Genomic DNA, 8016 nt, shown 5'->3' with positions numbered 1-8016 from the left:
GACGGCCCGCACCTCCTCGGAGGCGCGGGCCGTCGCCCGTACCCAAACCCTGCTCAAGGGCGAGAACGGCATCGGCACGGTGCGCCGTACGACTCTCCCCGGCGGTCTGCGCGTCGTCACCGAAACCCTGCCCTCGGTCCGCTCGGCGACCTTCGGCATCTGGGTCCAGGTCGGCTCGCGCGACGAGACACCCGCCCTCAACGGCGCCACCCACTATCTGGAGCACCTCCTCTTCAAGGGCACCGGCCGGCGCAGCGCCCTGGACATCTCCTCCGCCATCGACGCGGTCGGCGGTGAGATGAACGCCTTCACGGCGAAGGAGTACACCTGCTACTACGCGCGCGTGCTCGACACCGATCTGCCGCTGGCCATCGACATCGTCTGCGACATGCTCACCGGATCGCTCATCGAGGCCGCCGACGTCGACGCCGAGCGCGGTGTCGTCCTCGAAGAGATCGCCATGACCGAGGACGACCCGGGCGACTGTGTGCACGATCTCTTCGCGCACACCATGTTCGGCGACACTCCGCTCGGCCGGCCGGTCCTCGGCACCGTCGAGACCATCAACAGCCTGGACCGCGACCGGATCGCGCGCTTCTACAAGAAGCACTACGACCCGAGGCATCTCATCGTCGCCGCCGCGGGCAATATCGACCACGCCACGGTGGTACGGCAGGTCCGCAAGGCGTTCGACAAGGCCGGCGCCCTCTCCCGTACGGACGCCGCACCCGTGGCGCCGCGCGAGGGCCGGCGCACCGTACGCACCGCGGGCCGCGTCGATCTGCTGGACCGCAAGACCGAGCAGGCCCATGTGGTCCTCGGGATGCCCGGGCTGTCCCGTACCGACGAGCGCCGCTGGGCCCTCGGCGTACTGAACACCGCCCTCGGCGGCGGGATGAGCTCCCGGCTCTTCCAGGAGGTACGGGAGAAGCGCGGGCTCGCCTACAGCGTGTACTCGTACACCTCCGGCTTCGCCGACTGCGGGCTCTTCGGGGTGTACGCGGGCTGCCGGCCCAGCCAGGTCCACGATGTGCTGAAGATCTGCCGCGACGAACTCGACCGGGTCTCCTCCGAAGGGCTCAGCGACGAGGAGATCCACCGCGCCGTCGGCCAGCTCTCCGGCTCCACGGTCCTCGGCCTTGAGGACACCGGCGCGCTGATGAACCGCATCGGCAAGAGCGAGCTGTGCTGGGGTGCCCAGATGTCGGTCGACGACATGCTGGGCCGGATAGCCGCGGTCACCCCGGACGAGGTGAGCGCGGTGGCCCGCGATGTACTGGGACACCGTCCCTCGCTGTCCGTCATAGGCCCGCTGAAGGACAAGCAGGCGGCGCGTCTTGACGAGGCCGTCTCCTGACCCGTATCCCGCAGACCGCAACCGGCGTCTTGAAGCCGTAGCCAAGCCGAAGCCGTAAGGAAGCAGAGCAATGAGCAAGCTGCGTGTGGCCGTCCTCGGTGCCAAGGGCCGTATCGGCTCCGAGGCCGTACGGGCCGTCGAGGCCGCGGACGACCTGGAACTGGTCGCGGCCCTCGACCGGGACGACAAGCTGGAGGCCCTGGCCGAGTCCGGCGCCCAGGTCGCGGTCGAGCTGACCACGCCCGCCGCGGTGCTGGACAATCTCGGCTTCTGCGTACGCCACGGCATCCACGCGGTCGTCGGCACCACTGGCTGGGCCGACGAGCGGCTCGCGCAGGTCCGTGGCCTGCTGGACGCGGCTCCGGAGACCGGTGTGCTGATCGCACCGAACTTCTCCATCGGTGCGGTACTCACCATGAAGTTCTCCGAGACGGCCGCACGCTGGTTCGAGTCCGTCGAGGTCATCGAGCTGCACCACCCGAACAAGGTCGACGCGCCCTCCGGCACCGCCCACCGCACCGCCCAGCTCATCGCCGCGGCCCGTACGGAAGCGGGGCTCGGCCCGCAGCCCGACGCCACGGCCACCGCGCTGGACGGCGCGCGCGGCGCGGATGTCGAAGGCGTGCCGGTTCACTCCGTACGGCTGCGCGGTCTCCTGGCGCATCAGGAGGTCGTCCTCGGCGGCGAGGGCGAGACTCTCACCATCCGCCATGACTCCCTGCACCACAGCAGCTTCATGCCGGGCATCCTGCTCGGTGTGCGCCGTGTGGTCTCCACTCCCGGGCTCACCTACGGCCTGGAACACTTCCTCGATCTGAACTGACACCCATGCGCGCGAAGATCACCTACTGTGTCACGGCCGCCGTTCTCGTCGTGTACTTCGTCCTGGTCGGCAGCCGCGGTGTACTGCTGATCCAGCAGGGCACCGTCATCACCGTCGCCCTCGGGGCGGCGGTGCTGGTCCTGCCGGTCATCGGTGTCTGGTTCCTCTGGAAGAACACCCAGTTCGTCAGCCGTGCCAACCGGCTGGCGGTGGAGCTGGACGCCGAGGGCGGGCTGCCGCTGGACGAACTGGTCCGCACGGCCGGCGGCCGGATCGACCGGGAGTCCGCGGACGCCGTCTTCGCCGAGCGCCGGGCCCAGACGGAGGACTCGCCCGACGACTGGCGCTGCTGGTTCCGGCTCGCGGTCGCCTACCACGACGCCCGCGACACGCCGCGCGCCCGCAAGGCGATGCAGCGGGCCATCGCGCTCCACGACGGCAAACCGGTCCGGGCCTGAGCCGAGCCGACGAACACGAAGAGCGTCGAGCACGAAGAGCGGGGTCCGGCCTCTCCAGGCAGGACCCCGCTCGACTGTGTACAGGCTGTACGCGCCCACGGTCCCCAGGTCAGGGGTGCGTCAGATCAGGGACGGCGGTACTCGTCGCCCCAGGCCTCGACCGTGTCGGCCGCCCGGTCGAAGGCCTCCGGCCGCGCCAGGAAGTCCCCGTTGTGGTCGGTCAGCACCGGCAGTGCCTCACCCTTCCGGCGTACGACGACAAGCGCCTGGCCCTGGACCGTACGCGGCAGCCCGAGCCAGCGCACCGGCTGCTGGACCGTCCGTACGGCGGTGATCTGGTCCCACGCCACCGTCGTGGTCCTCAGCAGGGCCACCCGCCGCACTCCGTGCCGGCTCACCCACGCGCCGACCCGCAGCAGTCGCAGCGCGACGGCGATCATCACCGAGGCGACGGCCAGACACACCACGGTGCCCGGCAGGGCACCGGCGAAGGCGATGATCATCGTCGCCAGCAGGACGAAGGAGGCGAGCAGCAGAAGCAGCGCCGCCGCCACCACCCGCCAGGGGCCGGGGCGGTACGGACGCCGCCAATGATCGTGATCGTCGAACGGCAGCGCGACATCCTCGGTGGTCGCGTCAAAAGCCCGGTCGGCCGTCAGGAAGGGCAGGGGCACGACTGATCCTCACTCACAAGCACGCTCGATTGCTGTGCCCGGTGAGGCTATCGATCGCGCACCGCACCGGACCACCCCAGGGGGGCCGGACGAGTCAGCGCCTTGTGACGCACGCCGCTCCTGGGGAAGTTGTTACCGAGTAGGACGCACGACAACGTCATTCGGTGCCCGAATTCCCCGGATTGACCAAGGAAGGCCACTCGTGGCCGCCCGGCCCGCACTGTCGGAGCCGCCACGTAGAGTGGGCGCCGCCCGAGCGACGCGAATGGAAGGACCCCTGCCGGTGAGCGACACTCCCGCCGACACTCCCGCGGAGACGAAGCCGAGTTTCCGCGGCGATGTCACCGTCGAGCTGCTGAAGCACTCCGCCAGCGACACCGATGTGCTGTGGGCCGCGCGCGTCTCCACGGCGGGAGAGCAGTCCCTGGAAGAGGTGTCGAAGGATCCCGAGCGCTCGAAGGGGCTCATCAACTTTCTGATGCGGGACCGCCACGGCAGCCCTTTCGAGCACAACTCGATGACCTTTTTCATCAGCGCCCCGATCTTCGTCTTCCGCGAGTTCATGCGCCACCGCGTGGGCTGGTGCGTCGCGGGCGACACCGAGATCACCCTGGAGAGCGAATCGGGGACGCTCAGCCGCAGGACCATCGCCGATCTCCACCGGCTCTGGCATCTCGACGCCGGGGACCGTCCGCAGCAGGTCCGCTGCTACGACGAGGAGACCTTGACCGCCCGCCGGGCACGGATCGTCGATGTCATCGAGTCGGGCGTGAAGCCGCTGATCAGGATCGTCACGGCCGCCGGGCGGGCGCTGCGCGCCACGGTGGACCACGCCGTGCTGACGCCGGACGGCTGGCGCAAGGCCGGTGAGCTGACGACGGGCGACGCCGTACTGGCCGAAGCCACGGAACGTAACGCCGCGCCGGACGTGATCGTCTCGATCGCCGACGACGGCGAGGAGATGACGTACGACCTGTCCGTCGAGGGCCCCTGGCACAACTTCCTCGCCGACGGCATCGTCGTACACAACTCGTACAACGAGGAGTCGGGCCGCTACCGCAACCTCCAGCCGGTCTTCTACGTCCCCGCCGAGGACCGCAAGCTGGTCCAGCAGGGCAGGCCCGGCAAGTACGAATTCGTACCGGGCAGCGCCGCCCAGCAGGAGCTCACCGGGCGCGCGATGCGGGATTCCTACCTCCAGGCGTACGAGGCGTACCAGCGGATGCTGGCCGAGGGCGTGGCCCGCGAGGTGGCCCGCGCGGTCCTGCCGGTCGGGCTGTTCTCCTCGATGTACGCGACGTGCAACGCGCGCTCGCTGATGCACTTCCTCGGTCTGCGCACCCAGCACGAACAGGCGAAGGTCCCGTCCTTCCCGCAGCGGGAGATCGAGATGGTCGGCGAGCGGATGGAAGAGCACTGGGCGAAGCTCATGCCACTCACCCATGCGGCCTTCAACGCCAACGGCCGAATCGCCCCGTAGGCCCTGTCCGGGCGTGTCCAGGACGGGCCTGAGCACAGGTGTGCGATCGGTCGGGCGAAGCGCCCGGATTGCGGCGTTTCGAGAAGTTCATCTAGGCTGATCAAACGGACCCGGCACTGCTTGAACCCCCGAGCAGGCAGTGCCGGGCTCCTCTTGTCCCGTCCCCCAAAGGGACACGGTGAGCTGAGCAGCGAGTAGCGTGTTACCCATGGCTCCGATCTCCACTCCGCAGACCCCCTTCGGCCGGGTCCTCACCGCCATGATCACGCCCTTCACGGCGGACGGCGCACTCGACCTCGACGGCGCCCAGCGGCTTGCCGTCCATCTCGTGGACGCGGGCAACGACGGCCTGGTCCTGAACGGCACCACCGGTGAGTCGCCGACCACCAGTGACGCGGAGAAAGACCAGCTCGTACGGGCCGTCCTGGAAGCGGTCGGAGACCGGGCCCATGTCGTCACGGGCGTCGGCACCAACGACACCCGCCACAGCCTGGAGCTCGCCCGAGCCGCCGAGCGCGCCGGCGCGCACGGCCTGCTCGCCGTGACGCCGTACTACAACAAGCCGCCGCAGGAAGGTCTCTTCCGGCACTTCACCGCGATCGCCGACGCCACGGACCTGCCGGTGATGCTCTACGACATCCCGGGCCGCAGCGGTGTCCCCATCGACACCGAGACGATCGTCCGTCTCGCCGAGCACCCGCGCATCGTCGCCAACAAGGACGCCAAGGGCGACCTCGGCCGTGCGAGCTGGGCCATCGCCCAGTCCGGTCTGGCCTGGTACTCGGGCGACGACATGCTCAATCTGCCGCTGCTCTCGGTCGGCGCGGTCGGCTTTGTCTCCGTGGTCGGCCATGTCGTCGCCCCGGAGCTGCGTGAGCTGCTCGACGCCCACCTCACCGGCGATGTCCACAAGGCCACCGAGATCCACCAGAAGCTGCTCCCGGTCTTCATCGGCATGTTCAGGACACAGGGCGTCATCACCACCAAGGCCGCCCTCACGCTCCAGAAGCTGCCCGCAGGACCGCTCCGGCTTCCGCTCGTGGAGCTGTCACCCCAGGAAACCGCCCAGCTCAAGATCGATCTCGTGGCCGGCGGGGTACAGCTCTAATCATTGACTTCACAACTGAATAAGCGAAGACAACAGACACATCGACACACCCGTCGGCAAACCGATGGGTCGGTCAACACAGACAACAGACACAGACAACAGCAAGTGCACGAATGTCATGCGCGCCACGTGCCTCAGCGGTACGTGGCGCGTGTGGTGAGGAGAGTCTTTTGAGTCATCCGCATCCTGAACTCGGTGCCCCGCCGAAGCTGCCCAAGAACGGCCTGCGCGTCACTCCGCTCGGCGGCCTTGGTGAGATCGGCCGCAACATGACGGTCTTCGAGTACAACGGCCGTCTGCTCATCGTCGACTGCGGCGTGCTCTTCCCGGAGGAGGAACAGCCCGGCATCGACCTGATCCTGCCGGACTTCACCACCATCCGGGACCGCCTGGACGACATCGACGGGATCGTGCTCACGCACGGCCACGAGGACCATATCGGCGGTGTCCCGTACCTGCTCCGGCTGAAGGCGGACATCCCGCTGATCGGCTCGAAGCTGACGCTCGCGCTGATCGAGGCGAAGCTCCAGGAGCACCGCATCCGCCCGTACACCCTTGAGGTCACCGAGGGCCACCGCGAGCGCATCGGTCCCTTCGACTGCGAATTCGTCGCGGTCAACCACTCCATCCCGGACGCCCTGGCGGTCGCCATCCGCACTCCTGCGGGCATGGCCGTCCACACCGGCGACTTCAAGATGGACCAACTCCCGCTGGACCGCAGACTGACCGATCTGCCCACCTTCGCCAAGCTCGGCGAGGAGGGCATCGACCTGCTGCTGGCGGACTCCACCAATGCCGAGGTCCCGGGCTTCGTCCCGCCCGAGCGGGACATCTCGAACGTCCTGCGGCAGGTGTTCGGCAGCGCCCAGAAGCGCATCATCGTGGCCAGCTTCGCCAGCCATGTCCACCGGATCCAGCAGATCCTCGATGCCGCCCATGAACACGGCCGCCGGGTCGCCTTCGTCGGCCGCTCGATGGTCCGCAACATGGGCATCGCGCGCGATCTCGGCTATCTCCGGGTCCCGGCGGGCCTGGTCGTCGACGTCAAGACCCTGGACGACCTCCCCGAGCACGAGATCGTGCTCGTCTGCACGGGTTCCCAGGGCGAGCCGATGGCCGCGCTCTCGCGCATGGCCAACCGCGACCACCAGATCCGGATCGTCCAGGGCGACACGGTGATCCTGGCGTCGTCGCTCATCCCGGGCAACGAGAACGCGGTCTACCGCGTGATCAACGGCCTGACCAGGTGGGGCGCGAATGTCATTCACAAGGGCAACGCCAAGGTCCATGTCTCCGGCCATGCCTCGGCCGGCGAGCTCCTGTACTTCTACAACATCTGCAAGCCCAAGAATCTGATGCCCGTCCACGGCGAATGGCGCCATCTGCGCGCCAACGCCGAACTGGGCGCCCTGACGGGAGTCCCCAAGGACCACATCGTCATCGCGGAGGACGGCGTGGTCGTGGATCTGGTCGACGGCAAGGCCAAGATCGTGGGCAAGGTCCAGGCCGGTTATGTGTATGTCGACGGCCTCTCGGTCGGCGATGTCACCGAGACCTCCCTCAAGGACCGCCGCATCCTCGGCGACGAGGGCATCATCTCGGTCTTCGTGGTGGTCGACTCGACCACCGGCAAGGTCGTCGGCGGTCCGCACTTCCACGCGCGTGGATCCGGCATCGAGGACGCGGCGTTCGCCGCCGTGCTCCCCAAGCTCGAAGAGGCGATCGCCAGATCGGCCCAGGACGGTGTCGCGGAGCCGCACCAGCTCCAGCAGCTCGTGCGCCGCGCGGTGGGCAAGTGGGTCTCCGACACCTACCGTCGGCGCCCGATGATCCTCCCCGTGGTGGTCGAGGTCTGACGTCGGCAACTGCCGTCCGGTGGCCGACATCTGACGCCGCCTACGGGAGCGGGGGGCCTCGATTTGCATCGACGCCCCCCGCTCCAGTACGTTTACGGCTCCACCTGAGGGGGAAGCCCGGGCGAACCAAGTGCCTGGAGCCCTTCCCCGAACAGAGGGAAATCCGGCTCAGATAACTCTGATAAAGTCGGAGACGCAAGACAGCAAGACAAGCAGAACAGCAAGACAAGTAAGGCCGAAGGGAAATGCCCGGAGGAAAG

At 68.3% G+C, this 8016-nt stretch carries 6 protein-coding genes and 2 pseudogenes; 7 read left to right on the top strand and 1 reads right to left on the bottom strand.

Annotated elements, in window-relative coordinates; genetic code table 11:
* From GA0115259_RS08085 to GA0115259_RS08075, 3 genes are all read left to right on the top strand, one after another.
* Positions 1-1357 (top strand): M16 family metallopeptidase (locus tag GA0115259_RS08085; RefSeq protein WP_093592993.1); only part of this gene is annotated, 1357 nt, incomplete at its 5' end.
* 70 nt (positions 1358-1427) lie between these two features.
* Entirely contained in the window at positions 1428-2180 is a 753-nt protein-coding gene (dapB, locus tag GA0115259_RS08080) for a 4-hydroxy-tetrahydrodipicolinate reductase (protein ID WP_093592990.1), read from the top strand.
* Between the two features lie 5 nt (positions 2181-2185).
* Complete coding sequence (locus tag GA0115259_RS08075; protein WP_093592987.1) at positions 2186-2638, top strand: tetratricopeptide repeat protein; 453 nt, start codon at positions 2186-2188, stop codon at positions 2636-2638.
* Positions 2639-2763: 125 nt separating this feature from the next.
* Here the strand turns inward: GA0115259_RS08075 and GA0115259_RS08070 are convergent, their stop codons facing one another.
* Positions 2764-3312 carry a PH domain-containing protein gene (locus GA0115259_RS08070; protein WP_093592984.1) on the bottom strand — a complete coding sequence of 183 codons (549 nt, stop codon included), beginning with the start codon at positions 3310-3312 and terminating at the stop codon, positions 2764-2766.
* A gap of 265 nt (positions 3313-3577) precedes the next feature.
* Here GA0115259_RS08070 and GA0115259_RS42715 point away from each other — a divergent pair.
* The 4 genes and pseudogenes from GA0115259_RS42715 to GA0115259_RS08055 all read left to right on the top strand — a co-directional run.
* Positions 3578-4339 (top strand): annotated as a pseudogene (locus GA0115259_RS42715) (FAD-dependent thymidylate synthase); the annotation flags it as partial.
* A 3-nt stretch (positions 4340-4342) separates the two neighbouring features.
* A pseudogene (gene thyX / locus GA0115259_RS41610) lies at positions 4343-4792 on the top strand (FAD-dependent thymidylate synthase); the annotation flags it as partial.
* Positions 4793-5000: 208 nt separating this feature from the next.
* On the top strand, positions 5001-5900 hold the full coding sequence (dapA, locus tag GA0115259_RS08060; protein WP_093592978.1) for a 4-hydroxy-tetrahydrodipicolinate synthase: 900 nt from the start codon (positions 5001-5003) through the stop codon (positions 5898-5900).
* 170 nt (positions 5901-6070) lie between these two features.
* The gene (locus GA0115259_RS08055; RefSeq protein WP_093592975.1) at positions 6071-7756 is read left to right on the top strand and encodes a ribonuclease J; all 1686 of its coding nucleotides are present in this window, start codon (positions 6071-6073) and stop codon (positions 7754-7756) included.
* Positions 7757-8016 lie beyond the last annotated feature (260 nt).

The organism is Streptomyces sp. MnatMP-M17, from assembly GCF_900091995.1.
GTDB lineage: Bacteria > Actinomycetota > Actinomycetes > Streptomycetales > Streptomycetaceae > Streptomyces.
This window is presented reverse-complemented; position numbering and strand designations above follow the sequence as displayed.